25 protein-coding genes are annotated in these 26702 nt (G+C 60.6%); 14 read left to right on the plus strand and 11 right to left on the minus strand.

Going from position 1 to position 26702, the window contains the following annotated elements; all coding sequences use genetic code 11:
• Positions 1-54 precede the first annotated feature (54 nt).
• The 5 genes from dnaA to QRN61_RS07075 all read left to right on the plus strand — a co-directional run bounded on the left by dnaA (position 55) and on the right by QRN61_RS07075 (position 7016).
• Positions 55-1578, plus strand: coding sequence for a chromosomal replication initiator protein DnaA (gene dnaA / locus QRN61_RS07055; protein ID WP_096795466.1), 1524 nt, complete (start codon positions 55-57; stop codon positions 1576-1578).
• 39 nt (positions 1579-1617) lie between these two features.
• Positions 1618-2721, plus strand: coding sequence for a DNA polymerase III subunit beta (gene dnaN / locus QRN61_RS07060; RefSeq protein ID WP_003220202.1), 1104 nt, complete (start codon positions 1618-1620; stop codon positions 2719-2721).
• 14 nt (positions 2722-2735) lie between these two features.
• A complete protein-coding gene (gene recF / locus QRN61_RS07065; protein WP_003220208.1) occupies positions 2736-3839 on the plus strand; it encodes a DNA replication/repair protein RecF in 1104 nt (367 codons plus the stop codon).
• Between the two features lie 5 nt (positions 3840-3844).
• Positions 3845-6262, plus strand: a complete 2418-nt coding sequence (gene gyrB, locus QRN61_RS07070; protein ID WP_007960764.1) for a DNA topoisomerase (ATP-hydrolyzing) subunit B — start codon at positions 3845-3847, stop codon at positions 6260-6262.
• Positions 6263-6497: 235 nt separating this feature from the next.
• Positions 6498-7016, plus strand: coding sequence for an Hcp family type VI secretion system effector (locus QRN61_RS07075; RefSeq protein WP_027610282.1), 519 nt, complete (start codon positions 6498-6500; stop codon positions 7014-7016).
• 47 nt (positions 7017-7063) lie between these two features.
• Here QRN61_RS07075 and QRN61_RS07080 read toward each other — a convergent pair whose 3' ends face one another.
• Positions 7064-7801 (minus strand): response regulator transcription factor, encoded by a 738-nt coding sequence (locus QRN61_RS07080; protein WP_027610281.1) that lies wholly within the window; start codon positions 7799-7801, stop codon positions 7064-7066.
• 168 nt (positions 7802-7969) lie between these two features.
• Between QRN61_RS07080 and QRN61_RS07085 the strand changes: the two genes are divergently transcribed.
• Positions 7970-9502 carry a sensor histidine kinase gene (locus tag QRN61_RS07085; protein WP_098966423.1) on the plus strand — a complete coding sequence of 511 codons (1533 nt, stop codon included), beginning with the start codon at positions 7970-7972 and terminating at the stop codon, positions 9500-9502.
• A gap of 168 nt (positions 9503-9670) precedes the next feature.
• On the opposite strand, the gene QRN61_RS07090 is transcribed toward QRN61_RS07085, so the two are convergent.
• The 4 genes from QRN61_RS07090 to glyQ all read right to left on the minus strand — a co-directional run bounded on the left by QRN61_RS07090 (position 9671) and on the right by glyQ (position 14082).
• Positions 9671-10450 (minus strand): lysophospholipid acyltransferase family protein, encoded by a 780-nt coding sequence (locus tag QRN61_RS07090; RefSeq protein WP_027610279.1) that lies wholly within the window; start codon positions 10448-10450, stop codon positions 9671-9673.
• A gap of 82 nt (positions 10451-10532) precedes the next feature.
• Positions 10533-11072 (minus strand): D-glycero-beta-D-manno-heptose 1,7-bisphosphate 7-phosphatase, encoded by a 540-nt coding sequence (gene gmhB, locus QRN61_RS07095; protein WP_177325594.1) that lies wholly within the window; start codon positions 11070-11072, stop codon positions 10533-10535.
• Positions 11073-11077: 5 nt separating this feature from the next.
• Positions 11078-13132 carry a glycine--tRNA ligase subunit beta gene (gene glyS / locus QRN61_RS07100; RefSeq protein WP_103367979.1) on the minus strand — a complete coding sequence of 685 codons (2055 nt, stop codon included), beginning with the start codon at positions 13130-13132 and terminating at the stop codon, positions 11078-11080.
• A complete protein-coding gene (gene glyQ / locus QRN61_RS07105; protein WP_003187265.1) occupies positions 13129-14082 on the minus strand; it encodes a glycine--tRNA ligase subunit alpha in 954 nt (317 codons plus the stop codon). The genes glyS and glyQ overlap by 4 nt, the downstream gene beginning before the upstream one ends.
• 81 nt (positions 14083-14163) lie before the next feature.
• Between glyQ and QRN61_RS07110 the strand changes: the two genes are divergently transcribed.
• The 3 genes from QRN61_RS07110 to QRN61_RS07120 all read left to right on the plus strand — a co-directional run bounded on the left by QRN61_RS07110 (position 14164) and on the right by QRN61_RS07120 (position 15994).
• Positions 14164-14721 (plus strand): DNA-3-methyladenine glycosylase I, encoded by a 558-nt coding sequence (locus QRN61_RS07110; protein ID WP_027610277.1) that lies wholly within the window; start codon positions 14164-14166, stop codon positions 14719-14721.
• A 40-nt stretch (positions 14722-14761) separates the two neighbouring features.
• A complete protein-coding gene (locus tag QRN61_RS07115; protein WP_027610276.1) occupies positions 14762-15649 on the plus strand; it encodes a lysophospholipid acyltransferase in 888 nt (295 codons plus the stop codon).
• 105 nt (positions 15650-15754) lie between these two features.
• Positions 15755-15994: a PilZ domain-containing protein gene (locus QRN61_RS07120; RefSeq protein WP_007960749.1), complete on the plus strand. Its 240-nt coding sequence runs from the start codon at positions 15755-15757 to the stop codon at positions 15992-15994.
• A 1-nt stretch (position 15995) separates the two neighbouring features.
• On the opposite strand, the gene QRN61_RS07125 is transcribed toward QRN61_RS07120, so the two are convergent.
• The 5 genes from QRN61_RS07125 to def all read right to left on the minus strand — a co-directional run bounded on the left by QRN61_RS07125 (position 15996) and on the right by def (position 20687).
• On the minus strand, positions 15996-16310 hold the full coding sequence (locus tag QRN61_RS07125; protein WP_027610275.1) for a tetratricopeptide repeat protein: 315 nt from the start codon (positions 16308-16310) through the stop codon (positions 15996-15998).
• Positions 16311-16457: 147 nt separating this feature from the next.
• Entirely contained in the window at positions 16458-17834 is a 1377-nt protein-coding gene (gene trkA / locus QRN61_RS07130) for a Trk system potassium transporter TrkA (RefSeq protein WP_003220233.1), read from the minus strand.
• Positions 17835-17856: 22 nt separating this feature from the next.
• Positions 17857-19167: a 16S rRNA (cytosine(967)-C(5))-methyltransferase RsmB gene (gene rsmB, locus QRN61_RS07135; protein ID WP_150369952.1), complete on the minus strand. Its 1311-nt coding sequence runs from the start codon at positions 19165-19167 to the stop codon at positions 17857-17859.
• Positions 19164-20123 carry a methionyl-tRNA formyltransferase gene (gene fmt / locus QRN61_RS07140; protein ID WP_285373474.1) on the minus strand — a complete coding sequence of 320 codons (960 nt, stop codon included), beginning with the start codon at positions 20121-20123 and terminating at the stop codon, positions 19164-19166. Before fmt ends, rsmB begins: the two co-directional genes overlap by 4 nt.
• A 57-nt stretch (positions 20124-20180) precedes the next feature.
• Positions 20181-20687 carry a peptide deformylase gene (gene def / locus QRN61_RS07145; RefSeq protein ID WP_027610272.1) on the minus strand — a complete coding sequence of 169 codons (507 nt, stop codon included), beginning with the start codon at positions 20685-20687 and terminating at the stop codon, positions 20181-20183.
• Between the two features lie 159 nt (positions 20688-20846).
• Between def and QRN61_RS07150 the strand changes: the two genes are divergently transcribed.
• From QRN61_RS07150 to QRN61_RS07165, 4 genes are all read left to right on the plus strand, one after another.
• Positions 20847-21872: a LysM peptidoglycan-binding domain-containing protein gene (locus QRN61_RS07150; RefSeq protein ID WP_096795472.1), complete on the plus strand. Its 1026-nt coding sequence runs from the start codon at positions 20847-20849 to the stop codon at positions 21870-21872.
• A gap of 82 nt (positions 21873-21954) precedes the next feature.
• Positions 21955-23052: a DNA-processing protein DprA gene (dprA, locus tag QRN61_RS07155; RefSeq protein WP_096795473.1), complete on the plus strand. Its 1098-nt coding sequence runs from the start codon at positions 21955-21957 to the stop codon at positions 23050-23052.
• A 55-nt stretch (positions 23053-23107) separates the two neighbouring features.
• Positions 23108-23665 (plus strand): L-threonylcarbamoyladenylate synthase type 1 TsaC, encoded by a 558-nt coding sequence (tsaC, locus tag QRN61_RS07160; protein ID WP_003220243.1) that lies wholly within the window; start codon positions 23108-23110, stop codon positions 23663-23665.
• A 240-nt stretch (positions 23666-23905) separates the two neighbouring features.
• The gene (locus QRN61_RS07165; RefSeq protein ID WP_027610269.1) at positions 23906-24577 is read left to right on the plus strand and encodes a GNAT family N-acetyltransferase; all 672 of its coding nucleotides are present in this window, start codon (positions 23906-23908) and stop codon (positions 24575-24577) included.
• A gap of 65 nt (positions 24578-24642) precedes the next feature.
• On the opposite strand, the gene QRN61_RS07170 is transcribed toward QRN61_RS07165, so the two are convergent.
• Positions 24643-25620: a quinone oxidoreductase family protein gene (locus QRN61_RS07170; protein WP_115988543.1), complete on the minus strand. Its 978-nt coding sequence runs from the start codon at positions 25618-25620 to the stop codon at positions 24643-24645.
• 163 nt (positions 25621-25783) lie between these two features.
• On the opposite strand from QRN61_RS07170, the gene hemF reads away from it, so the two are divergent.
• A complete protein-coding gene (gene hemF, locus QRN61_RS07175) occupies positions 25784-26698 on the plus strand; it encodes an oxygen-dependent coproporphyrinogen oxidase (protein WP_285373475.1) in 915 nt (304 codons plus the stop codon).
• Positions 26699-26702 lie beyond the last annotated feature (4 nt).

Consider the following 26702-nt stretch of genomic DNA (forward strand, 5'->3'; position numbering starts at 1 on the left):
CGCTACAATGGCCGCTTGTTTTTGCCTCACCGGCTTTCAACTTAGGGGATATCCGTGTCAGTGGAACTTTGGCAGCAGTGCGTGGAGCTTTTGCGCGAGGAGCTGCCTGCCCAACAATTCAACACCTGGATCCGTCCACTACAGGTCGAAGCCGAAGGCGACGAGTTGCGCGTCTACGCACCGAACCGGTTTGTACTGGACTGGGTCAACGAAAAGTACCTCGGTCGCGTCCTTGAACTGCTGGATGAGCACGGCAACGGCATGGCGCCAGCGCTTTCCTTATTAATAGGCAGCAAACGCAGCTCGGCACCACGTGCCGCGCCGAACGCGCCGTTGGCCGCTGCGCAGGTGTCCCAGGCTCAGGCCAATACCGTGCCGGCCAGTGCGCCAGCACCCGCTCCAAGTGCAGCTCCGGCCAAGCGCTCGACGCAAAAAAACGAGGAAGTCAGTGAAGAGCCGTCCCGCGACAGCTTTGACCCGATGGCCGGTGCGGCCTCGCAACAGGCCCCGGTTCGCGCCGAACAGCGCACCGTTCAGGTCGAAGGCGCGCTCAAGCACACCAGTTACCTGAACCGCACCTTCACCTTCGAGAATTTCGTCGAAGGCAAGTCCAACCAGCTCGCCCGCGCGGCAGCCTGGCAGGTGGCGGACAATCCCAAGCACGGTTACAACCCGCTGTTCCTTTATGGCGGCGTCGGCCTGGGTAAAACTCACTTGATGCACGCAGTGGGTAACCATTTATTAAAGAAGAACCCGAATGCCAAGGTTGTGTACCTGCATTCCGAGCGCTTCGTGGCCGACATGGTCAAGGCGCTGCAACTGAACGCGATCAACGAGTTCAAGCGTTTCTACCGTTCGGTGGACGCTCTGCTGATCGACGATATTCAGTTCTTCGCCCGTAAAGAGCGTTCCCAGGAAGAGTTTTTCCACACCTTCAACGCCCTGCTTGAAGGTGGCCAGCAGGTCATTCTTACCAGTGACCGCTACCCGAAAGAAATTGAAGGCCTTGAAGAGCGCCTCAAATCCCGCTTCGGTTGGGGCCTGACGGTTGCCGTCGAGCCGCCGGAGCTGGAAACCCGTGTGGCGATCTTGATGAAGAAGGCCGACCAGGCCAAAGTCGAGTTGCCTCACGATGCGGCGTTCTTCATCGCCCAACGAATTCGTTCCAACGTCCGTGAGCTGGAAGGTGCGCTGAAACGCGTGATCGCCCACTCGCACTTCATGGGCCGCGACATCACCATCGAGTTGATCCGCGAATCCCTGAAAGACTTGTTGGCACTGCAGGACAAACTGGTCTCTGTGGATAACATTCAGCGCACTGTCGCCGAGTACTACAAGATCAAGATTTCCGACCTGCTGTCCAAGCGCCGTTCGCGCTCGGTGGCACGTCCGCGTCAGGTGGCCATGGCGCTGTCCAAGGAGCTGACCAACCACAGCCTGCCGGAAATCGGCGATGTGTTTGGTGGTCGCGACCACACGACGGTGTTGCACGCCTGCCGCAAGATCAACGAACTTAAGGAATCCGACGCGGACATCCGCGAGGACTACAAGAACCTGCTGCGTACACTGACCACTTGATGAACTCCAGCGCAGCTTATTAAGGCAAGGGACTAGACCATGCATTTCACCATTCAACGCGAAGCCCTGTTGAAACCCCTGCAACTGGTCGCAGGCGTCGTCGAGCGCCGACAGACCTTGCCGGTACTGTCCAACGTGCTGTTGGTCGTCGATGGCCAGCAACTGTCGCTGACCGGTACCGATCTGGAAGTCGAGCTGGTCGGTCGCGTGCAACTCGAAGAGCCGGCTGAAACCGGCTCCATCACCGTGCCTGCGCGCAAGCTGATGGACATCTGCAAGAGCCTGCCCAACGACGCGCTGATCGACATCAAGGTCGACGAGCAGAAGCTGGTCGTGAAGGCCGGCCGTAGCCGTTTCACCCTGTCGACCCTGCCCGCCAATGATTTCCCGACGGTTGAAGAAGGCCCGGGTTCGCTGACCTGCAGCCTGGAGCAGAGCAAACTGCGTCGACTGATCGAACGCACCAGCTTCGCCATGGCCCAGCAAGACGTGCGCTACTACCTCAACGGCATGCTGCTGGAAGTCTCGGCCGGTGTGATCCGCGCCGTGGCCACCGACGGTCACCGTCTGGCGATGTGCTCGATGCAGGCCGATATCGGTCAGCCGGATCGCCACCAGGTGATCGTGCCGCGTAAAGGTATCCTCGAACTGGCGCGTCTGCTGACCGAGCCGGACGGCAACGTCAGCATCGTTCTGGGTCAGCACCACATCCGCGCCACCACCGGCGAATTCACCTTCACTTCGAAGTTGGTCGACGGCAAGTTCCCGGATTACGAGCGCGTTCTTCCGAAGGGCGGCGACAAGCTGGTACTGGGCGATCGTCAGGCCCTGCGTGAAGCGTTCAGCCGTACCGCAATTCTGTCCAACGAGAAGTACCGCGGCATCCGTCTGCAACTGGCCAATGGTCAGTTGAAGATCCAGGCCAACAACCCGGAGCAGGAAGAAGCGGAAGAAGAAGTGGGCGTTGAATACAACGGCGGTTCGCTGGAAATCGGCTTCAACGTGAGCTACCTGCTCGACGTGCTGGGCGTGATGACCACCGAACAGGTTCGCCTGATCCTGTCCGACTCCAACAGCAGTGCGCTGGTGCAAGAGTCCGACAATGACGACTCGGCTTATGTTGTCATGCCGATGCGTCTGTAATCAGCTGATCCTGGATGTCCTTAAGTCGTGTTTCGGTCACCGCGGTGCGTAATCTGCACCCGGTGACCTTCTCCCCCTCCCCCCGCATCAACATTCTTTACGGCGCCAACGGCAGCGGCAAAACCAGTGTTCTGGAAGCCATTCATCTGCTGGGGCTTGCCCGTTCGTTTCGTAGCACGCGGCTGTTGCCGGTCATCCAGTACGAGCAACTCGCCTGCACGGTGTTCGGTCAGGTCGAACTGGCCGAGGGTGGTCACAGTGCGTTGGGGATATCTCGCGACCGTCAGGGCGAGTTCCAGATCCGCATCGACGGGCAGAACGCTCGCAGTGCCGCGCAACTGGCAGAGATCCTGCCGCTGCAACTGATCAACCCCGACAGCTTCCGCCTGCTCGAAGGTGCGCCGAAGATTCGCCGGCAGTTTCTCGATTGGGGCGTGTTCCACGTCGAACCGCGTTTCATGGCGACCTGGCAGCGTTTGCAGAAGGCCTTGCGCCAGAGAAACTCCTGGCTGCGGCATGGTACACTTGACGCCGTTTCGCAAGCGGTTTGGGACAGGGAGCTGTGCCAGGCCAGCGCTGAAATCGATGAATACCGCCGCGCTTACATCAAAGCCTTGAAACCAGTCTTTGAACAAACCTTGAGCGAACTGGTTGAGCTTGAAGGTTTGACGCTCAGCTATTACCGAGGCTGGGACAAGGACCGGGAATTGAGTGCCGTACTGGCTGGCTCCGTGCAACGGGACCAGCAAATGGGTCATACCCAGGCCGGACCGCAACGCGCTGACTTGCGCCTTAGATTGGGCGCACACAACGCCGCGGACATCTTGTCCCGGGGTCAGCAGAAGCTGGTGGTTTGTGCATTGCGAATTGCCCAGGGGCATCTGGTGAGCCAGGCCCGACGCGGCCAGTGTATTTATCTGGTGGATGACTTGCCGTCCGAACTGGACGAGAGCCACCGTCGCGCGCTGTGCCGCTTGCTGGAAGACTTACGCTGCCAGGTTTTCATCACCTGTGTAGATCACGAATTATTGAGGGAAGGCTGGCAGACGGAAACGCCAGTCGCTCTGTTCCACGTGGAACAGGGCCGTATCACCCAGACCCACGACCATCGGGAGTGAAGGCATTGAGCGAAGAAAATACGTACGACTCAACGAGCATTAAAGTGCTGAAAGGCCTGGATGCCGTACGCAAACGTCCCGGTATGTACATTGGTGACACCGACGATGGCAGCGGTCTGCACCACATGGTGTTCGAGGTGGTCGACAACTCGATCGACGAAGCCCTCGCCGGCCACTGCGACGACATCAGCATCATCATCCACCCGGATGAGTCCATCACCGTCAAAGACAACGGCCGTGGCATCCCGGTAGACGTGCACAAAGAGGAAGGCGTTTCCGCCGCCGAGGTCATCATGACCGTCCTCCACGCTGGCGGTAAGTTCGACGACAACTCCTACAAGGTATCCGGCGGTCTGCACGGTGTAGGTGTGTCGGTCGTAAACGCCCTGTCCGAAGAGCTGGTATTGACCGTACGCCGCAGCGGCAAGATCTGGGAACAGACCTACGTCCACGGTGTACCTCAGGCGCCGATGGCGATCGTTGGCGACAGCGAAACCACCGGTACCCAGATCCACTTCAAGGCTTCCAGCGAAACCTTCAAGAACATTCACTTCAGCTGGGACATTCTGGCCAAGCGCATTCGTGAACTATCGTTCCTCAACTCCGGTGTCGGCATCGTCCTCAAGGACGAGCGCAGCGGCAAGGAAGAGCTGTTCAAGTACGAAGGCGGCCTGCGTGCGTTCGTTGAATACCTGAACACCAACAAGACTGCGGTCAACCAGGTGTTCCACTTCAACATCCAGCGTGAAGACGGCATCGGCGTAGAAATCGCCCTGCAATGGAACGACAGCTTCAACGAGAACCTGTTGTGCTTCACCAACAACATTCCGCAGCGCGACGGCGGTACTCACCTGGTGGGTTTCCGTTCCGCACTGACGCGTAACCTGAACAACTATATCGAGCAGGAAGGTCTGGCGAAGAAGCACAAAGTCGCGACCACCGGTGACGATGCCCGTGAAGGCCTGACCGCGATCATCTCGGTAAAAGTGCCGGATCCGAAGTTCAGCTCGCAGACCAAAGACAAGCTGGTGTCTTCCGAAGTGAAGACCGCGGTCGAGCAGGAGATGGGCAAGTACTTCTCCGACTTCCTGCTGGAAAACCCGAACGAAGCCAAGCTGGTCGTCGGCAAGATGATCGACGCGGCGCGTGCCCGTGAAGCGGCGCGCAAGGCCCGTGAGATGACCCGCCGCAAAGGCGCGCTGGACATCGCCGGCCTGCCGGGCAAGCTCGCTGATTGCCAGGAAAAAGATCCTGCGCTGTCCGAACTGTACCTCGTGGAGGGTGACTCCGCGGGCGGCTCTGCCAAGCAGGGACGTAACCGCAAGACCCAGGCGATCCTGCCGCTGAAGGGCAAGATCCTCAACGTCGAGAAAGCACGCTTCGACAAGATGATCTCGTCCCAGGAAGTGGGCACGCTGATCACTGCGCTGGGCTGCGGCATCGGTCGCGAAGAGTACAACATCGACAAGCTGCGCTATCACAACATCATCATCATGACCGATGCTGACGTCGACGGTTCGCACATCCGTACCCTGCTGCTGACCTTCTTCTTCCGTCAGTTGCCGGAGCTGATCGAGCGCGGCTACATCTATATCGCCCAGCCGCCGTTGTACAAGGTCAAGAAAGGCAAGCAAGAGCAATACATCAAAGACGACGACGCCATGGAAGAGTACATGACGCAGTCGGCCCTGGAAGATGCGAGCCTGCACCTGAACGAAGAGGCCCCGGGCATTTCCGGTGAAGCACTCGAGCGTCTGGTGAACGACTTCCGCATGGTGATGAAGACCCTCAAGCGTCTGTCGCGCCTGTACCCGCAGGAACTGACCGAACACTTCATCTACCTGCCGGCCGTGAGCCTGGAAATGCTCGGCGACCACGCCAAGATGCAGGACTGGCTGGCTCAGTACGAAGTGCGTCTGCGCACCGTCGAGAAGTCGGGCCTGGTCTACAAGGCCAGCCTGCGTGAAGATCGTGAACGTGGCGTTTGGTTGCCAGAGGTCGAGCTGATCTCCCACGGCCTGTCGAACTACGTCACCTTCAACCGCGACTTCTTCGGCAGCAACGACTACAAGACCGTCGTCACCCTCGGCGCTCAACTGAGCACTCTGCTCGACGAAGGCGCGTACATCCAGCGTGGCGAGCGCAAGAAAGCGGTCACCGAGTTCAAGGAAGCCCTCGACTGGCTGATGGCCGAAAGCACCAAGCGCCACACCATCCAGCGCTACAAAGGTCTGGGTGAAATGAACCCGGATCAGCTGTGGGAAACCACCATGGACCCAAGCGTGCGCCGCATGCTGAAAGTCACCATCGAAGACGCCATTGGCGCAGACCAGATCTTCAACACCCTGATGGGTGATGCAGTCGAACCTCGCCGTGACTTCATCGAGAGCAATGCGTTGGCGGTTTCGAACCTGGATTTCTGATCCATCGTCCCATCGCTAACGCACGAATAAAAAAGCCAGCGCTATGCGCTGGCTTTTTTTTGGTTCTTTCTTGTCGGATTAAATCCTGCAAATTTTAAGACTATCCCTTCGTATAGGAGAGACTCTTCCTACATATATCTGGATCGGTTCTATTTATCTTACAGCCGCTTCGCTAACTGCCCTACGGCACAGGTGAAGCACTGTCAGTGTCTAGAATCAAACAGGGAACTTAGTTATGCCAACACCTGCGTATTTGACGATCAATGGTAATCGACAAGGTTTAATCAGTGCTGGAGCTTTTACAGCAGATTCAGTGGGTAATACCTACCAGGAAGGGCACGAAGATCAGATTTTGATACAAGCTTTCAGCCATCAAATAATCATTCCACGTGACCCTCAATCCGGCCAGCCCACCGGTCAGCGGGTGCATAAGCCGCTCATGGTTACCAAGGTTTTCGACAAGGCATCCCCGTTGATATTCAGCGCCTTGACCAGTGGCGAAGTCTTGGACAATTGTCATATTGCCTGGTATCGAACTTCCGCTTCAGGTACACAAGAACATTTTTTCAGTATTGAATTGGTAGACGCCGTTATTGTGGAAGTGAATTCCAGAATGCCGAATTGCCAAGATATGAATATGGCGCACTTCACACAGTTGGAAGACGTACATTTCACGTATCGTAAAATCATCTGGACGCATGAAATCTGCGGCACGACGGGTTCAGATGACTGGCGTGCACCTTTGGTCAACTGACGCTCGCGGGCTGTCAAATATCGACCAGTTTGACTGGTCGATTCACCTTACGACTGCATCATGCTGTCAGCAGGTGTCGCAGATACACTCTCCAACCGATACCCATACCCATAAATCGTCAGCAACTGCCAACCCCGATCCGCCGTCAGCCCCAGCTTGTTGCGCAGGCGATAGATGTGCGTATCCAGCGGCCGTGACGACGCCACTTCTTCGTGGGGCCAGAAGCGTTCGTACAGGTACTCCCGCGACAATGGCCGACCCAGGTTACTGAACAGGCAGCGCGCCAGGCGGTATTCACGCTCCGTCATGACCACTGCCTTGCCCTCGCGGGTGACGCTCAGTTCGGCATCGTCGAAGGTCAGGTCATTGAAGCTCAGGACTTCGGCAGCGCTACTGCGTTGCTGGCTGTGCCGGCGCAGTACAGCGGCGACTCGGGCTTTCAGCTCGTTGGGGCGGAACGGTTTGCTGACGTAATCGTCGGCACCGGCGTTCAGCGCCTGGACGATATCGCTTTCGCCGTCGCGGCTGGTCAGCATAATCGCGGCGGGCGGCGCCTCCATGTGTTCGCGGGTCCAGCGCAGCAGCGCCAGGCCGGACAGGTCGGGCAGTTGCCAGTCGAGGATCAGCAGGTCGAAGGTGTCCCGCCGCAATTGGCGCAACAGGTCCTCGCCCCGTTCAAAGCTGTGCAACGACCAAGGCTGGTCTCCCTCCGCAGCCATCTGCTGCAGGGTTTGCTCGACCCGACGCAGTTCGGCGGGTTCATCGTCCAGTATCGCAACGCGCATACGCGTGGGTTCCTTGTTGCTTGAGCAGTGGCCGGCAACCCTGAAGGCTCGGCCTGTGCGGTAAAAGTAAGCAGTCCACCATCGGTCGACGTCCGCTATGATTCTTCGGATCTACATCCTCAGACCTGTGGCCCATGAAACCATTCACTGTCCCCTGCCCTGTTTGTCATGAATAGCCCGCGTCGGCGTGAAAGCCGCGAGCCAAGTCAGGTCCAGCGTCTGTTTCGACGGCTGGTGCGTGAGTGGTTGTGGATAAGTCTAGTGCTGTTGCCGCTGACTGCCTTGTTGTCGTATCGCGCGCAGATCAATCTGCACGACGTGGTACCGATGTGGAGCGCGTTGCTTTCGGTAGGGCTGGTAGCCTGCGTACTCGGATTGCTGCTGTGGCGCCCGCGCTGGGCGATCTGGGTGACATCGTGCGGTGTGGCTTGTGTGCTGCTGGCTAGCGCCGGGCTGGCGGAAGTTCGACACTGGTGGTCACCGACTCCAGCGGCGCTGGGCATGTTGTTCGGCTACCTGATCTGGAACTGGCGGCGCCTGAGTGTGGTGCTGACGTATTTTGGCTGGGAGCTGGCCCGACTGGACCGCGAGCCGAAAGTATTTCCCGAGCGGCGCCGTGCGCAATTCACCAGCGCTGATCAGCTGCAGGGCCAGATCATGGCACTGGAGCAAGCCATGAGCCGCACCCGCGATACCCGGCGTTTCATTGCCGACGGTCTGGAATACCTGCCGGTGGCGACGCTGATCAGCGATCCCAAGGGGCAGATTCTGCTGGGAAACCGCAAGGCCCGGGTATTGTTCGATGACCCGCTGGTCGGTGACTATGTTCTTGAGCAACTGGCCCGCCTCGGTTATCCGGAATTGTCCACAGAACCACGCCCGGCGCTGTCGGACCTGACGCTGCTGGAGTTTCGCGATCACAAGGAACGCAGTTTGCGTCTGGAACGGGCGGCTTTGCTGCCGGTGGATGGCGATACTCCCATCGGCTGGCTGCTGAGCCTCACCGATCTGAGCGCCGAACGCGCCGCAGAAGAACAGCGTGGGGTCTTGCTGCGGTTCCTTTCCCACGATCTGCGCGCCCCGCATTCGGCGATTTTGGCCCTGCTCGATGTACATCGCCATCAAGCCGGCGCGGATTCACCGCTGTTCGAGCAGATCGAGCGCCAGGTACGCCGGGCGCTCGATCTGACTGACGGTTTCGTTCTGCTGGCGCGGGCCGAATCCGAGGCTTATCAGTTCCAGCCCAGTCTGTTCGCGATGCTGGTGCTGGACGTACTGGATCAGGCGCTGCCCATTGCTCAGCAGAAAAGCATCAAACTGCTGCACACGATGGACGAACAATCCCAGGAGCGTCTGATCAACGCTGACCAGGGCCTGCTGACCCGCGCCTTGTTCAACCTGCTGGAGAACGCGATCAAGTACAGCCCGGTCGGTACCACGATCAAGTTGAACGTCAGTTGCCAGGGTGAGTGGCTATGCTGTGAATTGACCGATCAGGGCAAAGGCATTGCCGCCGAGGAGCTGCCGGATCTGTTCACCCAGTACCGGCGCTTTTCGTCGGCGCAGGGGATTGATGGCGTCGGGTTGGGGCTGTCGATGGTCAAGGCAGTAGTCGACCATCATGGCGGTAACATCGAGTGCCACAGTATCGTCGATCAAGGCACCACGTTCCGGCTGCAGTTACCGCTGATCTGCGAGTGAACAGGCACAAAAAAACCGGCTATATCAGCCGGTTTTTTTACTTCCGAAAAAAACTTATGCACCTTTTACAGTGTTTTATGAGCTTGAGAAATATATAAGTAAATCAATCGGTTACTTTCAATATTCAGGCTTTTTCAACAAAACCGTACACAGGTTATCCACAAAATCTCAGACAGCCACCTGATCATTCGCGGCAGGCGCCTGCGGTGCTGGTGGCAGCGAACCCATTTCGCGCTGGGTCTGTTCATTCCAGGCCTGTACCCGGTCGTTCAGCTCGGCGATGGCGCGCGGACCAGTGCCTTCGGCATACATCGGCTCACCGATGACCACGGTGATCACGCCCGGCGTCTTGCCCCAGCCGATTTTCGGCCAGAATTTGCCGGCATTGTGTGCAATCGGCAGCACCGGAAGCGCCGCATTTACCGCTAACGCGCTGCCACTGCGCGAGAACTTGCCGACGGTGCCGTAAGGAACGCGGGTGCCCTCAGGGAAGATCAAGACCCAGACGTTGTCCTTGAGCAGTTCATCGCCCTTGGCCGCGACTTGTTTGAGCGCCGCTTTCGGGTTGTCGCGGTCAATCGCGATCGGCCGCAGCATGGCCATGGCCCAGCCGAAGAACGGCACGTAGAGCAATTCGCGCTTGAGCACCTGGCTCAAGGGCGAGAAATAAGCAGAGAGAAAGAACGTCTCCCAGGTGCTCTGGTGGTTCGACTGAATCACGCAGGGCCGATCCGGCACATTTTCCGCGCCTTTGATCTCGTAACGAATGCCGAGAAACACCTTGGTCAACCACAAGGCGCAACGGCACCAGTACACGTTGATGAAACGATAACGCGCCTTGAACGGCAGAAAGGGCGCGATAAAAAAGCTCAGGCTGCACCACAGCAAGGCAGTAGTGCCCAGCAGCAGGTAAAAGAGAAAAATTCTGATGGCCTGCAGTATCGACATGGCGACGTTTACCGTTACGGGCGATGCCCGACTGTTCAAGCGCACTCCCGATCAATCCCTGGTCAGGAACTTCAGAAGCACTCTAGTTGTGGATAAGTTCTGCGGCAATCGCCGCCAGATCGTCAAAAATCAGGGTGCCGACCGGAAGGGTCTTGCCCAGAGTTTTTTCGCCTTTCCCGGTCTTTACCAAAACGGGCTGTGAATCGACGGCTTTGGCGGCCTCCAGGTCACCAAGGCTGTCGCCGACGAACCAGACATTCGTCAGCGCCACGTTGTAATGCGCCGCGATGGTTTGCAACATCCCCGGCTTCGGCTTGCGGCAATCGCAACCCTCGTCCGGACCATGCGGGCAGTACACGATCAGCCCGACTTCACCGCCCTGCTCTGCCACGAGCGTGCGCAGGCGCGCGTGCATGGCGTCGAGGGTGGCAAGGTCGTAATAGCCGCGAGCAATGCCCGACTGGTTGGTAGCGACCGCCACCGTCCAGCCGGCCTTGCTCAACTGCGCAATCGCCTCGATCGAGCCGGGCAGTGGAATCCACTCCTCCACCGACTTGATGTAAGCGTCGGAGTCGTAATTGATCACTCCATCCCGATCGAGAATCAGCAGTTTCAACAGCAATCCCCTCAACCCAGCAGCGAAATGTCGGCAACCCCGAGGAACAGACCACGCAGACGCGCGAGCAGCGCGTAGCGGTTGGCCCGGACCTTGGCGTCTTCGGCATTGACCATCACCGCGTCGAAGAACGCATCCACCGGCTCGCGCAATGCCGCCAGACGCGCCAGCGATTCGTTGTACTGACGCGCTGCGGCCATTGGCTGCACCGCCTGATCCGCTTGCTGGATCGCCGAGTACAGCGAGAACTCGTTGGCGTTGTCGAAGTATTTGGCTTCGACCACGGTCGGCACCGAGCCTTCAACCTTGCTCAACAGGTTCGATACACGCTTGTTGACCGCCGCCAGCGCTGCCGCTTCCGGCAGCTTGCGGAAGGCCTGAACCGCTTGCACACGCTGGTCGAAGTCCAGCGCCGAACCCGGCTTCAGGGCACGTACCGACAGGTAAGTGGCAACATCGACGCCTTCGTCTTCGTAACGCGCACGCAGACGGTCGAAGATGAATTCCAGCACCGCGTCGTTCAAACCGGCAGCCTTGACCTTGGTACCGAACGCAGCCACGGCGAAAGCCACGGCGTCGTTCAGGTCCAGATCCAGTTGTTTCTCGATCAGGATGCGCAGCACGCCGAGGGCCGCACGGCGCAGGGCATACGGGTCTTTGCTGCCGGTCGGCAGCATGCCGATACCGAAGATGCCGACCAGGGTGTCGAGCTTGTCGGCGATCGCGACAGCGGCACCGGTCAAGGTCGCCGGCAGTTCAGCACCGGCACCGCGTGGCATGTACTGCTCGTTCAGCGCCAGCGCGACATCTTCCGGCTCGCCGTCATTGAGGGCGTAGTAGTAACCGGCGACACCTTGCATCTCCGGAAACTCGCCGACCATTTCGGTGGCCAGGTCGCACTTCGACAGCAGGCCGGCACGGGCCGCCCAGGAAGCGTTGCCGCCGATCCGCGCGGCGATGTAGGCCGCGAGTTTCGAAACGCGCTCGGCCTTGTCGTAGACGCTGCCGAGTTTTTCCTGGAACACCACGTTCTTCAGGCGATCATTGAAGGCTTCGAGTTTCTGCTTCTTGTCTTGCTTGAAGAAGAACTCGGCGTCGGTCAGGCGTGGGCGAACCACTTTCTCGTTACCGGCGATGATCTGCTGTGGATCTTTGCTTTCGATGTTGGCGACGGTGATGAACCGTGGCAGCAACTTGCCGTCGGCATCCAGCAGGCAGAAGTACTTCTGGTTGTCCTGCATGGTGGTGATCAGTGCTTCCTGCGGCACGTCGAGGAAGCGTTCCTCGAACGAGCACACCAGCGGCACCGGCCATTCGACCAGCGCGGTCACTTCATCGAGCAGCGCCGGCGGCACGATCGCGGTGCCTTCCTGACGGGTCGCCAGTTCTTCGGTGCGCTTGCTGATGATCTCGCGACGCTCGTTGGCATCGGCCAGCACGTAGGCGGCACGCAGGTCGGCCAGGTAGCTCGACGGCGAACCGATGCGCACGCTTTCCGGGTGGTGGAAGCGGTGACCGCGGGAATCACGACCAGCCTTCTGCGCAAGGATGGTGCAGTCGATGACCTGGTCACCGAGCAGCATCACCAGCCACTGAGTCGGTCGCACGAACTCTTCCTTGCGCGCACCCCAACGCATGCGTTTCGGGATCGGCAGGTCGTTCAGCGAATCTTCGACGATGGTCGGCAGCAGGCTCGCGGTCGGCTTGCCGGCGATGTTCTGGCTGTAACGCAGTTTCGGGCCGCTCTGGTCGATTTCGCTCAGCTCGACGCCGCACTTCTTGGCAAAGCCCAGCGCTGCCTGAGTCGGGTTGCCTTCAGCGTCGAAGGCGGCCTGACGTGGCGGGCCATCCAGGTTGATGCTGCGATCCGGTTGCTGGGTCGCCAGCGCCGTGATCAGCACCGCCAGACGGCGCGGCGCGGCATAGACCGTTTTGCTTTCGTAGCTCAGGCCGGCAGCTTGCAGGCCCTTGTCGATACCGGCGAGGAACGCTTCAGCCAGGGTGTTCAGGGCTTTGGGAGGCAGTTCTTCGGTGCCCAGTTCAACCAGAAAATCTTGAGCACTCATTGTGCAGCCTCCAGCTTGGCCAGTACTTCGTCACGCAGGTCCGGGGTCGCCATCGGGAAGCCCAGCTTGGCGCGAGCCAGCAGGTAGGCTTGCGCAACGGAACGCGCCAGAGTGCGTACGCGCAGGATGTATTGCTGACGCGCGGTCACCGAGATCGCCCGGCGCGCATCCAGCAGGTTGAAGGTGTGCGAGGCCTTCAGGACCATTTCGTAGCTCGGCAACGGCAGCGGCTGGTCGAGTTCGATCAGGCGCTTGGCTTCGCTTTCATAGAAGTCGAACAGTTCGAACAGTTTGTCGACGTTGGCGTGTTCGAAGTTGTAGGTGGACTGCTCCACTTCGTTCTGGTGGAACACGTCGCCATAGGTCACCTTGCCGAACGGGCCGTCAGCCCAGACCAGGTCGTAGACCGAGTCCACGCCTTGCAGGTACATGGCCAGACGCTCCAGACCGTAAGTGATCTCGCCGGTCACCGGGTAGCACTCGATGCCGCCGGCCTGCTGGAAATAAGTGAACTGGGTCACTTCCATGCCGTTGAGCCAGACTTCCCAGCCCAGACCCCAGGCGCCGAGGGTTGGCGATTCCCAGTTGTCTTCGACGAAGCGGATGTCGTGGACCAGCGGGTCCAGGCCGACATGCTTGAGCGAGCCCAGGTACAGTTCCTGGAAGTTGTCCGGGTTCGGTTTCAGCACGACCTGGAACTGATAGTAGTGCTGCAGACGGTTCGGGTTTTCCCCGTAGCGGCCGTCAGTCGGACGGCGGCTTGGCTGCACGTACGCGGCGTTCCAGGTTTCCGGGCCGATGGCGCGCAGGAAGGTCGCGGTGTGGAAAGTGCCGGCGCCTACTTCCATATCGTAGGGCTGAAGTACCACACAACCTTGCTCGGCCCAGTATTGCTGGAGCGCGAGGATCAAGTCTTGGAAGGTACGCACGGCTGGCGTAGGCTGGCTCACGAAATTCACCTGTTTCTTGGGCTGCGATTTAAAGAGCGGGAGTATACCCGATTCAGTCGCACCTCCACCCCCTGGAGCCTTATGCCACGCTGCTTTTGGTGTACCGAAGATCCGCTGTACATGGCTTATCACGATCAGGAGTGGGGCACGCCGCTACGCGATGCGCAGGGTTTGTTCGAGTTGCTTTTGCTCGAAGGGTTCCAGGCCGGGCTGTCGTGGATCACCGTGCTGCGTAAACGCGAGCGCTACCGCGAGGTGTTGTACGGCTTCGACGTGCAGCGTGTGGCGCAGATGAGCGACGCCGAGATCGATGAACTGATGCTCGATCCGGGGATCATCCGCAACCGCCTCAAACTCAATGCCGCCCGACGCAATGCCCAGGCCTGGCTGGCGCTGGAGGACCCGGTGGCCTTCCTCTGGTCGTTCGTCGGCGATCGACCGATCATCAATCATTTCAAGGATCGCAGCGAAGTCCCGGCGATCACCCCCGAAGCGCTGGCGATGAGCAAAGCCCTGAAAAAGGCCGGCTTCACCTTCGTTGGCCCAACCATTTGCTACGCACTGATGCAGGCTTCGGGCATGGTCATGGATCACACTCAGGACTGCGACCGCTACGCGCAGCTGGTCAACGGCGGTTAGAATGGCCGCCTCGCGCACAGCAGAAAATCAGGAGTGACCTGTGGAAAAGTTTAAAGGCGCCTTGCTGGTAGGCGCTCTGCGGCTGTTTGCCCTGCTGCCATGGCGGGCCGTGCAGGCCGTGGGTTCGGCGATCGGCTGGATCATGTGGAAAACCCCCAACCGTTCCCGCGACGTGGTGCGGATCAACCTCGCCAAATGTTTTCCACAGATGGATCCGGCCGAGCGCGAGCGTCTGGTCGGCCAGAGCCTCAAAGACATCGGCAAGTCCCTGACCGAAAGCGCCTGCGCGTGGATCTGGCCGGCCCAGCGTTCCATCGATCTGGTGCGCGAAGTCGAAGGCCTCGACATCCTCAAGGATGCGCTGGCCTCGGGCAAAGGCGTGGTCGGCATCACCAGCCACCTGGGCAACTGGGAAGTGCTGAACCACTTCTATTGCAGCCAGTGCAAACCGATCATTTTCTACCGCCCGCCAAAGCTCAAGGCTGTGGATGAATTACTGCGCAAGCAACGCGTGCAGCTGGGCAACAAGGTCGCTGCCTCCACCAAGGAAGGTATCCTCAGCGTCATCAAGGAAGTGCGCAAAGGTGGTGCAGTGGGCATTCCCGCTGACCCGGAACCGGCCGAATCCGCAGGGATCTTCGTGCCGTTCTTCGCCACCCAGGCGCTGACCAGTAAATTCGTGCCGAACATGCTCGCCGGCGGCAAAGCGGTCGGCGTGTTCCTGCACGCCCTGCGCCTGCCGGACGGCTCTGGCTACAAAGTGATCCTCGAAGCGGCGCCCGAGGCCATGTACAGCACCGATACCGAGGAATCCTGCGCGGCGATGAGCAAGGTGGTCGAGCGTTACGTCGCGGCGTATCCGAGTCAGTACATGTGGAGCATGAAGCGTTTCAAGAAACGTCCGCCGGGCGAAGCGCGCTGGTACTGAGCAAGTTGGCACACTCTGTGGATAACCTGTAGGAACGCCGAAGGCTGTGATCTTTTGATCTTGCTTGAGGTTATCCACAACCCGTTCATTCAAGGGCGCATAAAGATGTCCGAACAACGCAAATCCTTCCGCATCAAGATCACCCACGACAGCTTCGGCGAGTGCCTGGGGCAGACGCGCAATCTGTCGGCCACCGGCGTGTATGTGCAGCATCCGCGTCTGGCGTCATTGCCCAAGGGTGCGGTGGTTTATGGCCAGGTGCAGGATTTACCCACAGGCGCGCCGCGGGTGCGAATGGAAGTGGTGACGGTGGATGCCGAGGGCATCGGCCTGCGTTATCTCTAAATTATTGCGCCTGGCGGTCGAGCTTCTTCAGAAACACCGTCATTTCCTTCTCGGCCTGCTTGTCGCCATGGGCGCGGGCGGCTTCCAGACCTTGTTCCCACGCCTGCCGTGCGGCCGCGTGATCGCCCAGTGCGAGTTGCGCCTTGCCCAATAGCTTCCACGCCGCCGAATACTTCGGATCGAAACCGACACAGCGCTGGAAATGCTCGGCTGCCTTGGCGTTCTCTCCCAAATCCAGATAACCCTTGCCTAGGCCAAAGCGCAGCAATGAGTTATCCACACCCTTGGCGAGCATTTTTTCCAGGGATTCGAGCATTGGTGGAGTCCTTTTCTGTGGAGTGTCAGGTGTTGATCGGTGTCAGTTACACCGCTTTCGCGAGCAGGCTCGCTCCCACAGGGGAAACGCATTCCAAATGTGGGAGCTAGCCTGCTCGCGAAGGGGCCAGTGCCGTCAGCGCAAAACTCAGAAGAAGCTCAAACCCACATGAAACAGCTTCTCCACATCGCGAATATGCTTTTTATCCACAAGGAACAGAATCACATGGTCGCCGGTTTCGATCACCGTATCGTCGTGGGCGATGATCACTTCTTCGTTGCGGATGATCGCGCCAATCGTGCTGCCCGGTGGCAAGCCGATTTTCTCGATCGGCCGGCCGATGACCTTGCTCGACTTCGCATCGCCGTGGGCAATCGCCTCGATGGCCTCCGCCGCGCCCCGACGCAATGAGTGCACGCTGACGATATCGCCACGGCGTACGTGGGCCAGCAAGGTGCCGATGGTCGCCAGTTGCGGGCTGATGGCGATGTCGATGTCGCCGCCCTGGATCAGATCGACGTAAGCCGGGTTGTTGATGATCGTCATCACCTTCTTCGCGCCCAGGCGCTTGGCCAGCAGCGACGACATGATGTTGGCTTCGTCATCGTTGGTCAGCGCAAGGAAGATGTCGGCGTCGGCAATGTTCTCTTCCAGCAGCAGATCACGGTCCGACGCACTGCCCTGCAGCACCACGGTGCTGTCGAGGGTGTCGGAGAGATAGCGGCAGCGGGCCGGGTTCATCTCGATGATCTTCACCTGGTAGCGGCTTTCGATGGCCTCGGCCAGACGCTCGCCGATCTGCCCGCCACCGGCAATCACGATGCGCTTGTAGGTTTCGTCGAGACGGCGCATTTCGCTCATAACCGCGCGAATATTCTCACGGGCGGCGATGAAGAAGACTTCGTCATCGGCCTCGATCACCGTATCGCCCTGCGGCAGGATCGGTCGGTCGCGGCGGAAAATCGCCGCGACCCGGGTTTCGACATTCGGCATGTGCTCGCGCAATTGGCGCAATTGCTGACCCACCAGCGGCCCGCCGTAATAGGCGCGCACCGCCACCAGTTGCGCCTGGCCTTCGGCGAAGTCGATCACTTGCAGCGCGCCCGGATGCTGGATCAGACGCTTGATGTAGTTGGTCACCACCTGCTCGGGGCTGATCAGCACGTCGACCGGAATCGCTTCGTTCTGGAACAGCTGTTCTTCGCGATTGAGGTAGGACGCTTCGCGCACCCGGGCGATCTTGGTCGGGGTGTGGAACAGGGTGTGCGCGACCTGGCAGGCGACCATGTTGGTCTCGTCGCTGTTGGTCACCGCCACCAGCATGTCGGCATCGTCGGCGCCGGCCTGACGCAGCACCGACGGCAGCGAGCCGCGGCCCTGAATGGTGCGGATGTCGAGACGGTCGCCGAGGTCGCGCAGGCGTTCGCCGTCGGTGTCGACCACGGTGATGTCGTTGGCTTCGCTCGCCAGGTGTTCAGCCAGCGAACCGCCGACCTGCCCCGCACCGAGGATGATGATTTTCATCCAGTCACTCCGTTGAATCCGTTTAGCCGCGCGCGGCAGCGATCTTGATCAGCTTGGCGTAGTAGAACCCGTCATGCCCGCCCTGCTGGGCCAGCAATTGGCGACCATGGGGCTGTTTGATCCCGGCCGTGGTGGCCAGGTCGAGTTCGCGGGCACCGGGCGTGCGCTCAAGAAACGCGGCGATGACTTCGGTGTTCTCGGTGGGCAAGGTCGAGCACGTGGCGTAGAGCAGGATGCCGCCGACTTCGAGGGTTTTCCACAGGGCGTCGAGCAGCTCGCCTTGCAGTTGCGCGAGGGCAGCGATGTCGTCCGGCTGACGGGTCAGCTTGATGTCCGGATGGCGGCGGATCACGCCGGTGGCCGAGCACGGCGCGTCGAGCAGGATGCGCTGGAACGGCTTGCCGTCCCACCACGCGGCGGTATCGCGGCCGTCGGCAGCGATCAGTTCGGCGCTCAGCCCCAGCCGCTCAAGGTTTTCCTTTACGCGCACCAGCCGCTTGGCTTCCAGGTCCACTGCCACCACACCGGCCAGCGCCGGTTCGGCTTCGAGGATGTGGCAGGTCTTGCCGCCGGGGGCGCAGCAGGCGTCGAGCACCCGTTGGCCCGGGGCCAGATCGAGCAGATCGGCGGCCAGTTGCGCGGCTTCGTCCTGCACGCTGATCCAGCCTTCGGCAAAACCCGGCAGGCTGCGCACGTCGGCGGCGGCGTCGAGGACGATGCCGTCGCGGCTATAGACACACGGCGTGGCGGCGATGCCGGCCTCGCTGAGCAAGCCGAGGTAGGCGTCGCGGCTGTGATGGCGGCGGTTGACCCGCAGGATCATCGGCGGGTGCGCGTTATTCGCCGCGCAGATCGCTTCCCATTGCTCCGGCCAGAAGGCTTTCAGGGATTTTTGCAGCCAGCGCGGGTGGGCGGTACGCACCACCGGATCGCGCTCCAGCTCGGCGAAAATCGTCTCGCTTTCGCGCTGGGCATTGCGCAGCACGGCGTTGAGCAAACCCTTGGCCCAAGGCTTTTTCAGCTTGTCGGCGCAACCGACGGTTTCGCCGATGGCCGCGTGCGGCGGCACGCGGGTGTAGAGCAGTTGATAGAGACCGACCAGCAGCAGCGCCTCGACATCGGCGTCGGCAGCCTTGAACGGTTTCTGCAAAAGTTTTTCCGCCAGCGCCGACAGCCGTGGCTGCCAGCGCGCGGTGCCGAACGCCAGATCCTGGGTGAAACCGCGATCACGGTCCTCGACCTTGTCCAGTTGCGCCGGCAGGGAGCTGTTCAGCGAAGCCTTGCCGCTGAGCACGGCGGCGAGTGCCTTGGCGGCGGCCAGACGCGGGTTCATTGCGCGGCCACCACGGCGCCGAGCACGGTGCCGGTGGCGAATTTCTCGCGGCGGCTGTTGAACAGGTCGCTGAAGTTCAGCGCCTTGCCGCCGGGCAGCTGCAGACGGGTCAGGCACAGTGCCTGCTCACCGCAGGCAACGATCAGGCCGTCCTTGCTGGCGCTGAGGATTTCACCCGGTGCGCCTTTGCCGTCAACCAGCGTCGCGGCCAATACCTTCAGCGCTTCACCGTTGAGGGTGCTGTGGGTAATCGGCCATGGGTTGAAGGCACGCACCAGGCGCTCCAGCTCAACCGCCGGGCGGCGCCAGTCGAGGCGCGCTTCGTCCTTGTTCAGTTTGTGGGCGTAGGTGGCGAGCTCGTCGTTCTGCACTTCGCCTTCGAGGGTTCCAGCGGCCAGGCCGGCAATTGCCTGAACCACGGCGGGCGGGCCCATTTCGGCGAGGCGGTCGTGCAGCGTGCCGCCCGTGTCGTCGGCGCTGATCGGGGTCACGACCTTGAGCAGCATCGGCCCGGTGTCGAGGCCGGCTTCCATGCGCATCACGGTCACGCCGCTTTCGGCATCACCGTGTTCCACGGCGCGCTGGATCGGCGCCGCACCGCGCCAGCGCGGCAGCAGCGAGGCGTGGCTGTTGATGCAGCCCAGACGCGGAATATCCAGCACCGCTTGCGGCAGGATCAGGCCGTAGGCGACCACCACCATCAAGTCCGGTTTCAGCGCGGCGAGCTCGGCTTGAGCGTCGGCGTTGCGCAGGGTCGGCGGCTGCAACACCTGGATATTATTTTCCAGAGCCAACTGTTTGACCGGGCTCGGCATCAGTTTTTGCCCGCGACCGGCCGGACGATCCGGTTGGGTGTAGACCGCAACGATCTCGTAAGGGCTGTTCAGCAGGGCCTTGAGGTGCTCGGCGGCAAATTCCGGGGTACCGGCAAAAACGATGCGCAGTGGCTCAGTCATGAAGGGCGTCTCATAAAAAGAAAAAGGCTTGCCGCAGCAAGCCTTTGAAGGAGGGCATCAAGCGTTCTGGCGGTGCAACTTTTCCAGTTTCTTCTTGATCCGGTCGCGTTTGAGCGTGGACAGGTAATCGACGAACAACTTGCCGTTGAGGTGGTCGCATTCGTGCTGGATGCACACCGCGAGCAGACCTTCGGCGATCAGTTCGTAAGGCTGGCCATCGCGGTCCAGCGCCTTGATTTTGACCTTCTGCGGGCGGTCGACGTTTTCGTAGAAACCCGGCACCGAGAGGCAGCCTTCCTGGTACTGATCCATCTCGTCGGTCAGCGATTCGAACTCGGGGTTGATGAACACCCGGGGTTCGGTGCGGTCTTCGGAAAGGTCCATCACGACGATACGTTTGTGCACGTTGACCTGGGTCGCGGCGAGGCCGATGCCCGGCGCTTCATACATTGTTTCAAACATGTCATCGACCAACTGACGCACTTCGTCGTCCACTACTGCCACAGGCTTGGCGATAGTACGCAGACGCGGGTCCGGAAATTCGAGGATGTTTAAAATGGCCATAGGCTGATTGCTGCACGTATTGAGTAAAGTCGGGTCGATGGCCTGGCAGGTCCGAAGATGCAGGCTACCGTTGTGAAGCGTAGCTAATGCAATTTGCAGTAGCGAGCCACGGGGGCTCTGACGGTTCACGCGAACGCACATGATAAAGGGATTCGCTGCATGAGGAAAACACTACTCGCCCTGCTGCTTCTGGCTTCGGCCGCGGCAGCACAAGGGCAAGTGCAACTCAGGGATGGTTTTCCACAGCAATACACGGTGGTTTCGGGAGACACCCTCTGGGACATTTCCGGCAAATACCTGCGCGAGCCCTGGCAATGGCCACAGCTGTGGCGGGCCAACCCGCAAATCGAAAACCCCAACCTGATCTATCCCGGCGACACGCTGACGCTCAGTTACGTCAACGGCCAGCCGCAGCTGACCCTCAATCGCGGCGAGTCACGGGGCACGATCAAGCTGTCGCCACGCATCCGCACCAGCCCGGTGGCCGAGGCGATTCCCAGCATTCCGCTGAAATCGATCAACAGTTTCCTGCTGAGCAACCGCATCGTCGACAAGGTCGAGGACTTCGACAAGGCGCCGTACATCGTCGCCGGCGACGCCGAGCGCGTGCTCAGCGGCACCGGCGACCGGATCTTCGCCCGGGGCCACTTCGATCCGCATCAACCGGTGTACGGCATCTTCCGCCAGGGCAAGGTCTACACCGACCCGCAGACCAAGGAATTCCTCGGGATCAACGCCGACGACATCGGCGGCGGTGAAATCGTCGCCACCGAGGGCGACGTCGCCACCCTCGCCCTGCAACGCACCACCCAGGAAGTACGTCTGGGCGATCGTCTGTTCAGCGGCGAAGAGCGCTCGATCAATTCGACTTTCATGCCCAGCGCCCCGAGCACCAACATCAACGGCCTGATCATCGACGTGCCGCGCGGCGTCACGCAGATCGGCGTGATGGACGTGGTCACCCTGAACAAAGGCAAGCGCGACGGTCTGGCCGAAGGCAATGTGCTGGTGGTGATGAAAACCGGGGAAACCGTGCGCGACCGGGTCACCGGCCAGCCGCTGAAAATTCCCGATGAACGGGCCGGTCTGCTGATGGTGTTCCGCACCTACGACAAGCTCAGTTACGGCCTCGTACTCAACGCATCGCGCTCGCTGGCGGTGCTCGACAAGGTGCGAAATCCTTAGCAGGCTTAACAAGTTACCAACAGAGTTATCCACAGCTTGTTCCGAATGGTTCGGGACTTATAACGATCAAGGATGATCCACGATGCTGTCTGCCTGTACGCCGGTTTCCCCTGCGGAACTGGAAGCGCGTTTGCGCCTGCACCGCTTGCCGGAAATCGGTCCGAAACGTTTTGCCAAACTGCTTGAAGCCTTCGGCTCGGCGTCAAAAGCCCTGAGCGCGCCGGCCAGTGCCTGGCGAGCGCTGGGTCTGCCAGCGGCGTCGGCCGAGGCCCGGCGCAGCCCGCAAGTGCGCGACGGCGCCAGCCATGCATTGCGCTGGCTAGAGCGGCCCGGCCAGCATCTATTGATGTTGGACCAGGCGGATTATCCGGCGCTGCTGGCGCAGATCCCTGACCCGCCACCGCTGTTATTCGTCGCTGGCGATCCGCTGATTCTGGAAAAGCCGCAACTGGCGATGGTCGGCAGTCGCAGCGCGTCGCGCCCGGGAATGGACACCGCCGCAGCGTTCTCCCGCAGCCTCGCCGGGGCCGGTTTCGTCATCACCAGTGGGCTGGCGCTGGGTATCGATGCGGCTGCCCATCAAGCGGCTCTGGATGTCGGCGGGCAAACCGTCGGCGTACTCGGCACCGGCCTGGAAAAGTTTTATCCACAGCGCAATCGTCGACTGGCCGACGCGATGATTGCCTCGGGCAGTGCGGTGCTTTCGGAGTTTCCACTGGACGCCGGCCCGACGGCGAGCAACTTCCCCAGGCGCAACCGGATCATCAGCGGTTTGTCCCTCGGCGTGCTGGTGGTCGAGGCGAGTGTCGCCAGCGGTTCGCTGATCACTGCCCGGCTGGCGGCGGAACAGGGCCGCGAGGTGTATGCGATTCCCGGCTCGATCCATCACCCCGGTGCGCGCGGCTGCCATCAGTTGATCCGCGACGGCGCGGTGCTGGTGGAAACCATCGAACACATTCTCCAAGCCCTGCGCGGCTGGCAGCATTTGCCGTTATCCACAGACCCGCCGGATTCCGCGCATCCCTTGCTTGATCTGCTGCACGCCGCGCCGCACACCAGCGAAGCCTTGGTCGAAAGCAGCGGCTGGGCGTTGTCCAAAGTCCTCGCGGCGCTCACCGAGCTGGAAATGGACGGCCGCGCAGTGTGTGAAAACGGTCGCTGGCTGGCGAGGACACGCTAGGTTTTACAGGGAAGATCGGTAAACTGCGCAAAACCTGTTTTCGGAGAGTTTTTTCATGGTCAACAGTTGGCGTGTGCAACAAGCCGCACGAGAGATTCGCGCCGGGGCGGTGATTGCCTATCCAACCGAAGCCGTCTGGGGGCTGGGTTGCGACCCGTGGAACGAAGAGGCAGTGGATCGTCTGTTGGCGATCAAGAACCGTTCGGTGGACAAGGGCCTGATCCTGGTCGCCGACAACATCCGCCAGTTCGACTTCCTGTTCGAAGACTTCCCGCAAGAGTGGCTCGACCGCATGGCCAGCACTTGGCCGGGGCCGAACACTTGGCTGGTGCCGCATCAGAACCTGTTGCCGGAATGGGTGACGGGCGTGCATGACACGGTGGCGCTGCGGGTCAGCGATCACCCGCAGGTGCGGGATCTGTGCTCGATGGTCGGGCCGCTGATTTCCACCTCGGCCAACCCGCAGGGGCGGCCGGCGGCGCGCACGCGGTTGCGCGTCGAGCAGTATTTCCGTGGTCAGATCGACCTGATTCTTGGCGGTCAACTGGGTGGGCGCAAGAACCCCAGCGTGATTCGCGATCTGGCAACCGGCAAGGTCATTCGTCCCGACTGATCCTGCGTCGAAAACCTTTACCGTGAGTCTTCCTCGCCTTGATGGTGAGGAGGACTACGCGCGCCTGCGAATTATCCTGCAATGACGCCGGTTTCCCTGTCGGAAAAGTCGCCAAGTCCCCGGATTCATTGGCTTTTCCCACTTGATTATCAGACTTTCTGGTGTGGCGGAATCGGCAAAAGCAACCATCCTTTCCCTGCACTCGAAACACTTCGATAAGTTAAGGTCTGCGGAGAAAGAATGGACACTACCAATTTGCAACTCACGGATTACCTGCAGGCGCTTCAGGTGACGTTGAAGAGTCACCATGAGGGTTGTCGCATCGTGATGCTTGAGGCAGGGGCGGATACTCAGGAGTTCGACCGGTTTATCGATCGGCAATTTCGGCTTCGGTTGCAGCATTACATGCTGACTTCACGGGCGCGGATGCTCGAAACCAGACTGGCGATAAAGTCGCGCAGTACCCATTTCCTGCTGTATCGGCACGATCAACTGTTGGCGGTATTGAGAGCGACTCCGGCACCGTTCGAGTGGGTATCGCTGGCGCAGCAACACGTTTCTCCCACAGTAGCGCTGTCGCGCCATGTCGAATTCAGCCGCTTGATGTCGTACACGCCCAATCAGTTGCCCATCGCGGTCAACGGTCTGCTGGCGGCCGCTACCGAGTGGGCCATTAAACGCGGTTATAACGGGGTAACCGCGTTGTGCAGATCGCAACAGCTGCGCTTCTACCAGCGCTTCGGCCTGATGCCGATTGCTTCCAATGCCCTGCATATCGACCAGCGCGCACGCGGCGATTACTGGGTGCTGTCAGCCGAGTGGCGGCAAATTCTCGCGGCGGTCCAACCGCCTGATCCGGCGGTTGGCCACGTGGTGCAGAAACCGTTGGAGTGTCATCTGCCGAGGTGTTGAACGCGTTCGAACTGACTTGCCAGCCGTGGGTTCGCAACCCTGACTGGCAAGACGTCGAAGGTTTGTCAGGGCAGCAGGATGGTCGAGCCGGTGGTACGCCGGGCCGACAATTCGGTCTGCGCCTTCGCCGCATCAGCCAGTGGATAGCGCTGGCTGATGCTCACCTTGAGCTTGCCGCTGATGATCATCTCGAACAGCTCGTCGGCCATGCGCTGCAGGTTCTCGGCGTTGTTGGCGTAGGTCGCCAGGGTCGGGCGGGTCACGTACAGCGAGCCCTTGGCCGAAAGAATCCCCAGATTCACCCCGTCCACCGCACCGGAGGCGTTGCCGAAACTCACCACCAGCCCACGCGGCGACACACTGTCGAGCGAGGTCAGCCAGGTGTCTTTGCCGACGCCGTCGTACACCACCGGGACTTTCTTGCCGTCAGTCAGCTCCAGCACCCGCTGTGCCACGTTTTCGTGGCTGTAATCGATGGTTGCCCAAGCGCCGTTGGCTTTGGCCAGTTCGGCTTTTTCCTTCGAGCTGACCGTGCCGATCAGCTTGACGCCCAGTGCCTTGGCCCATTGGCAGGCCAATGAACCGACACCCCCGGCAGCGGCGTGGAACAGAATGGTTTCGCCACCCTTGAGTTCATAGGTCTGGCGCAGCAGGTACTGCACGGTGAGGCCCTTGAGCATGACCCCGGCTGCGGTCTCGAAGCTGATTTCGTCCGGCAGCTTCACCAGATTGGCTTCGGGCAGGGTGTGCAACTGGCTGTAGGCGCCCAACGGGCCGCTGCCATATGCCACGCGATCACCGACCTTGAACCGGGTGACGTCGCTGCCCACCGCATCGACGATGCCGGCGCCTTCAGCGCCGAGGCCGGACGGCAAGGCTGGCGGGGCATACAGACCGCTGCGGTAATAGGTATCGATGAAGTTCAGGCCGATCGCCTTGTTCGCCACCCGCACCTGATTCGGGCCGGGCGCGGCGGGTTCGTAGTCAACAAACTCAAGCACTTCGGGACCGCCGTGGGCGCGGAACTGGATACGCTTTGCCATCTGCCTGCTCTCCTTGGGTCGTTTGTAAGCCCCCTATCCAACTCCCCTGCTTGATCTTCGTCAACTGCGGCGCGCAGGTTTGCGGTGTTATGCTACGCGCCCATTTGCGCCGCCCCCTGCCTGCGGGGCGCCCGCGTAGTTATGCCCGATTCAAGGTGAAGCCATGACGACCCGCACCGACGCCGTAAAGGCCTATCTGCTCGATTTGCAAGACCGCATCTGTGCCGCGCTGGAAACCGAGGACGGCGGCACGCGCTTCGTCGAAGACGCCTGGACCCGGCCTGCCGGTGGTGGCGGTCGTACCCGCGTGATCGAAAACGGTACGGTGATCGAAAAGGGCGGCGTCAACTTTTCCCACGTGTTCGGCAGCGGCCTGCCGCCGTCGGCCAGCGCCCATCGCCCGGAACTGGCCGGTCGCGGTTTCGAAGCCCTCGGCGTGTCGCTGGTGATTCACCCGCACAACCCGCATGTGCCGACGTCCCACGCCAACGTGCGCTTTTTCATCGCCGAGAAGGAAGGTGAAGAGCCGGTCTGGTGGTTTGGCGGCGGCTTCGACCTGACCCCCTATTACGGCAATGAAGAAGACTGCATCCACTGGCACCGCGTCGCCGAACAGGCCTGCGCGCCTTTCGGGCCGGACGTCTATCCGCGTTACAAGGCCTGGTGCGACACCTATTTCAACATCAAGCATCGGCACGAACCGCGTGGCATCGGCGGCCTGTTTTTCGATGACCTGAACGAGTGGGACTTCGACACCAGTTTCGCCTTCATGCGCGCCATCGGTGATGCCTACATCGACGCTTACCTGCCCATCGTGCAGCGCCGCAAGAACGACGCTTTCACCGCGAAACAGCGTGAATTCCAGGAATTCCGCCGTGGCCGCTACGTCGAGTTCAACCTGGTCTACGACCGAGGCACCCTGTTCGGCCTGCAATCGGGCGGGCGTACCGAGTCGATCCTCATGTCGTTGCCGCCGCAAGTGCGCTGGGCCTATGACTTCAAGGCCGAGCCCGGCAGCGAAGAAGCGCGCCTGACCGACTACTTCCTGCAAGACCGCGACTGGCTGGCCCAGGCCTGAGGAC

Origin of the sequence: Pseudomonas sp. lyk4-TYG-107 (assembly GCF_030209055.1) — a bacterium.
GTDB classification, from domain to species: Bacteria; Pseudomonadota; Gammaproteobacteria; order Pseudomonadales; family Pseudomonadaceae; genus Aquipseudomonas; species Aquipseudomonas putida_A.

Bases quoted from the DNA above. Each gene is read 5' to 3' on its own strand.
- dnaN (WP_003220202.1), top strand. From the start codon at position 1,618: ATGCATTTCACCATTCAACGCGAAGCCCTGTTGAAACCCCTGCAACTG.
- recF (WP_003220208.1), top strand. From the start codon at position 2,736: ATGTCCTTAAGTCGTGTTTCGGTCACCGCGGTGCGTAATCTGCACCCG.
- QRN61_RS07075 (WP_027610282.1), top strand. From the start codon at position 6,498: ATGCCAACACCTGCGTATTTGACGATCAATGGTAATCGACAAGGTTTA.
- QRN61_RS07080 (WP_027610281.1), bottom strand. From the start codon at position 7,801: ATGCGCGTTGCGATACTGGACGATGAACCCGCCGAACTGCGTCGGGTC.
- QRN61_RS07085 (WP_098966423.1), top strand. From the start codon at position 7,970: ATGAATAGCCCGCGTCGGCGTGAAAGCCGCGAGCCAAGTCAGGTCCAG.
- QRN61_RS07090 (WP_027610279.1), bottom strand. From the start codon at position 10,450: ATGTCGATACTGCAGGCCATCAGAATTTTTCTCTTTTACCTGCTGCTG.
- glyS (WP_103367979.1), bottom strand. From the start codon at position 13,132: ATGAGTGCTCAAGATTTTCTGGTTGAACTGGGCACCGAAGAACTGCCT.
- QRN61_RS07110 (WP_027610277.1), top strand. From the start codon at position 14,164: ATGCCACGCTGCTTTTGGTGTACCGAAGATCCGCTGTACATGGCTTAT.
- QRN61_RS07120 (WP_007960749.1), top strand. From the start codon at position 15,755: ATGTCCGAACAACGCAAATCCTTCCGCATCAAGATCACCCACGACAGC.
- QRN61_RS07125 (WP_027610275.1), bottom strand. From the start codon at position 16,310: ATGCTCGAATCCCTGGAAAAAATGCTCGCCAAGGGTGTGGATAACTCA.
- trkA (WP_003220233.1), bottom strand. From the start codon at position 17,834: ATGAAAATCATCATCCTCGGTGCGGGGCAGGTCGGCGGTTCGCTGGCT.
- rsmB (WP_150369952.1), bottom strand. From the start codon at position 19,167: ATGAACCCGCGTCTGGCCGCCGCCAAGGCACTCGCCGCCGTGCTCAGC.
- fmt (WP_285373474.1), bottom strand. From the start codon at position 20,123: ATGACTGAGCCACTGCGCATCGTTTTTGCCGGTACCCCGGAATTTGCC.
- def (WP_027610272.1), bottom strand. From the start codon at position 20,687: ATGGCCATTTTAAACATCCTCGAATTTCCGGACCCGCGTCTGCGTACT.
- QRN61_RS07150 (WP_096795472.1), top strand. From the start codon at position 20,847: ATGAGGAAAACACTACTCGCCCTGCTGCTTCTGGCTTCGGCCGCGGCA.
- dprA (WP_096795473.1), top strand. From the start codon at position 21,955: ATGCTGTCTGCCTGTACGCCGGTTTCCCCTGCGGAACTGGAAGCGCGT.
- tsaC (WP_003220243.1), top strand. From the start codon at position 23,108: ATGGTCAACAGTTGGCGTGTGCAACAAGCCGCACGAGAGATTCGCGCC.
- QRN61_RS07165 (WP_027610269.1), top strand. From the start codon at position 23,906: ATGGACACTACCAATTTGCAACTCACGGATTACCTGCAGGCGCTTCAG.
- QRN61_RS07170 (WP_115988543.1), bottom strand. From the start codon at position 25,620: ATGGCAAAGCGTATCCAGTTCCGCGCCCACGGCGGTCCCGAAGTGCTT.
- hemF (WP_285373475.1), top strand. From the start codon at position 25,784: ATGACGACCCGCACCGACGCCGTAAAGGCCTATCTGCTCGATTTGCAA.